Source organism: Mesorhizobium sp. M7A.F.Ca.ET.027.03.2.1 (assembly GCF_003999175.1).
Classification (GTDB): domain Bacteria; phylum Pseudomonadota; class Alphaproteobacteria; order Rhizobiales; family Rhizobiaceae; genus Mesorhizobium.
Genome location: NZ_RZOM01000666.1, coordinates 1 through 3440, shown reverse-complemented (window position 1 = coordinate 3440; position 3440 = coordinate 1). Strand labels below are relative to the sequence as shown.

At 62.7% G+C, this 3440-nt stretch carries 5 protein-coding genes; all 5 read left to right on the top strand.

Features of this window, described 5'->3' with window-relative positions; translation table 11 throughout:
* A partial coding sequence (locus EN750_RS24500; protein WP_127397953.1) for a type I secretion C-terminal target domain-containing protein occupies positions 1-397 on the top strand: 397 nt, incomplete at its 5' end.
* Between the two features lie 60 nt (positions 398-457).
* A complete protein-coding gene (locus EN750_RS24495; RefSeq protein WP_127270682.1) occupies positions 458-829 on the top strand; it encodes a hypothetical protein in 372 nt (123 codons plus the stop codon).
* A gap of 32 nt (positions 830-861) precedes the next feature.
* Positions 862-1620, top strand: coding sequence for a transglycosylase SLT domain-containing protein (locus EN750_RS24490; protein ID WP_127397957.1), 759 nt, complete (start codon positions 862-864; stop codon positions 1618-1620).
* A 140-nt stretch (positions 1621-1760) separates the two neighbouring features.
* Positions 1761-2912 (top strand): ABC transporter substrate-binding protein, encoded by a 1152-nt coding sequence (locus tag EN750_RS24485; protein WP_245482791.1) that lies wholly within the window; start codon positions 1761-1763, stop codon positions 2910-2912.
* Between the two features lie 33 nt (positions 2913-2945).
* On the top strand, positions 2946-3440 hold a 495-nt coding region (locus EN750_RS24480; protein WP_127397955.1), incomplete at its 3' end, for a thermonuclease family protein.

The window sequence follows — 3440 nt, the reverse complement described above, 5'->3', positions numbered from 1 at the left end:
GCTCAGAGGCGAAGGCGGCGCCGACACTTTGATCGGCGGCGCCGGCAACGACCTGCTGGTCGGTGGTGCCGGGAGTGACACGCTCACCGGCGGGACGGGCACTGACACGTTCAGACTTGAGAACCTCGACATCAAGGATCTGATCACGGACTTCAATGGCGGCGACGGCGACAAGATCGACCTGACAGCCCTGTTCGACTCGGCTCCTGCGAATGTCGGCAACTTCGTCAACTACGACGCAGGGACCGGCGTGCTGAGTGTCGACACGAGCGGATCGGGAGATCCGGCCAATTTTGTCCAAGTGGCGGAACTCACGAACCACCCCGCTGCCAACACGATCACGCTGCTCTACGACGATGGCATAACCCAGCATCAGACAACGGCAAACGTGGTGTAACGCCATAGCGCACAACCACGTGACTATGTTATACGTCGCTAATATCTAGGGGAGCTCAATATGAAACGTTCTGCAAGACTGCTTGTTTCCGCTGCGACGCTGTTGCTGGCAGTCGGGTCGACGGGGTATGCCGCCGACATCATCGACGGTCCGACGGGCGACTATTGCCGCGTCGTCGGCACCTCCAACCTGGTGCTGAACGACAACATCGTCGATCTGAAGCAGGAGGTTGTGAAGTTGATGGACGAGTCGGTTGCCGTCGCCAACAGCTCGGAGTGGATCAACTCGTCGCGGCCCGTCTTCGTCTGGGCGTCGGAGGCCAAGGTCGCTTGCGGCAAGGCCTATGGCTACCTGAAGACGAACTACAAGGACGAAGACTACCTCAACAAATGCGAGTGTTTTCACGATCGCATGGTCGAGTACATGCACTGACCGGATAGGCGAACCCACGCCTGTTGGCCATCATGACAGCCGACGGATCCTTCCTGAAGGCGGTCGCGGGTGCGATCGTGTTGTTTGGCTTTGTCCAAACGGTCACGCCGGCCAGTGCCAACTGGCTGGAACGACCATCCGTGAAACAACAGCTTTCGTCCGGCCTGAAGCAACCGGTGCGCTGTGATCCGGCCACGGAGTGGACCCGGCAGGCTTTCAAGGCATTTGCGAGTTGCCAGGCATCGATCTATGGCCTGGAGCCGATGCTGGCGCATGCGGTGATGGAGATCGAAAGCGGCTTCGATCCCGGCGTGCAAGGCGGCGACGGCGAAGTCGGCCTGATGCAGGTGATGCCGGCGACGGCCAGGATGCTCGGCTTTCGAGGTTCCCTGGACGATCTGAGCGCGCCGGCGGCCAACATCGCGCTGGGGGTCAAATATCTTGCACAGGCCAACAGGCTCGCCGCGGGCGATCTGTGCACCACGGTCATGAAATATCGCGCCGGGCACAATGAAAGCCGGTTCTCGGCCCTTTCGGTCCGCTACTGCCAGCGTGCGCGGGCAATCCTGGCAAGGGAAGGCTTTGAAGTGACCGGGCCTTTGCCGGTGGCGACGTTTGGCTTTTCCGCATTTTCGCCGGGCGGAGAGGGTGGAGCCGCTGCCCAGGCAAAGGGCGTCTGCGTGCGCCGCGTGTTCGTGCCGGGGCCGCGATACATGAAATGCGCCGAGTATCGAAGTGCCGGGCAAGCAAGGCAGATCAGGGCGCTCAGAGGCAGGCTCTTCGGCGGCTAAAAGAACTACAGACGGCACTGCAAGTCCGCCGTAACATGCGTTGAAGACCAGACCGGGAACAATATCCGGCGGCACATAGGGGTGGAGCATTCATGGAAGCTGGCCGACAGGTCCACTGTCCGCGGACATGGGCAATCGCCTTGGCGCTCGCCGCGATCGTGTCGGGCTGCCAGTCGAAGGGCGGCGTGTCTGAAGTGCTCGATCCGGCGGCGATTGCCGCGCCTGCCGGGCAGAATGGCGCCGCCGGTGGCGGTCCCGTCCAGGCGACCCAGTCGCTGGGCACCGGTTCGACCAAAGTCACGATGCTGCTGCCGTTGTCCGCCCCCGGAACGGCCGGGGAAAACGGCAGGAAGATGCTCGATGCGACCAAGCTGGCGATGACGGATATCGGCAACGGATTGCTGACGCTGACGATAGAGGACACCAAGGGCGACAGCACGCAGGCCAGCAAACTGGCAGTAACGGCCATTACGACGGGATCGAAAGTCGTCATTGGCCCGACCGAGCTGCCGGCAGCCCAGCATATTGCCACGCTTTCGGGATCGAAGCGGCCACCGGTTCTGGCGCTTGCCGACAATTTCGCCGGCGGCGCCGGGGTTTATGCCGTGCTCCTTGGCGAGGCGGACAGCGCCGCAGCCGGCGCCGCGGGACTGGCTGCGAAAGGCAGCAAGAAGTTCGTACTGCTTGTCGCGGACGGTCCAAACGCCGGCGCCATGGAGAAGCGGGTCGCAAACAGCCTCAGCATCTACGGCGCGGCGCTTGCGGTCACTCTCCGATATTCTGCCGGCGATGGTGGCGCGAAGGCGGTCGACGAAATGGGCTCACTCGTGGACGCCCCCGACGCCGTCATTGTCGCCAGTGGCAATGGCAGTCCGGCGCCTATCCTTGCCGCCCTCAAATCGAAGGGCATTCCGGGAAAGACCATCTCCGTCGTCGGAACGAACCGTTGGCTGGAGCACCCCATGGATCCGCTCTTCGAGGGGGCGTTTATCGCCACGCTCGATCCAAGTGAAACCGGGCCGATCGCCGACCGCTTCAGGACGACATACAACTATCCTGCCGACGTCAACGTGGCCTATGCCTATGATATGGTTGCCTTGACGGCAGGGATTGCCAGCGCGGTCGGGCCTGATGGTTTCAGCAAGAAAGTTCTCGAAAATCCAAACGGCTTTCGTGGCTCGACCGGCCTGTTCCGGTTTCGGGCCGACGGATCCAGCCAACGCTCGATGCCGTTCTATCGGATTGAAAAAGGTGCGCTCAAGCTGGTTGCCAAATCGACGTCGGGTTTCTGACCGGCGCAAATCCCCGAGATCTTGTTCAAGCTGATGGCTAGGCCGGGCCGCAGCCGCTTGGCGATCGCGCTCGGAAGCTTCCTGCTTCTGGCCGGTATCCTGCTGATCATTCAGGGCGGGGCGTTGCTTTCGGTCGATCGGCCTGTCCGTGCCCCGTCGCCGGATGTTGGCGATACCCGGCCTATCCGGCCGGTTGCCCCGGTTGCCGGCGCGCAACGCCTGGAGCCGGCGCGCAAGGTTGCTCAAGACCTGATCGCTCCGCCACGGCTTGATCCCGCTGAGATCGAACGGGCCGAGCCCCGTCCGCCACTCAGCGAGCTCGGTCTCGCCGTGCCCCCGAAAACGCCAATGCCCGGGGATTGGCGGGAGGTCTTGCTCTACCGCCCGATCGCCACATCGTCGGCGATGTTCGAAGCCATGGGCCGCAAGGTGGTCATCAGCGGAGTGCGAGGCATCGATCTCGACAGCTCCTGCTCGTTTCATGACGTCATCTGGCCTTGCGGCGTGCGCGCCCGCGCCGTTTTCAAT

Coding starts and splice junctions, on each gene's coding strand:
- EN750_RS24495 (WP_127270682.1), top strand. CDS start 458: ATGAAACGTTCTGCAAGACTGCTTGTTTCCGCTGCGACGCTGTTGCTG.
- EN750_RS24490 (WP_127397957.1), top strand. CDS start 862: ATGACAGCCGACGGATCCTTCCTGAAGGCGGTCGCGGGTGCGATCGTG.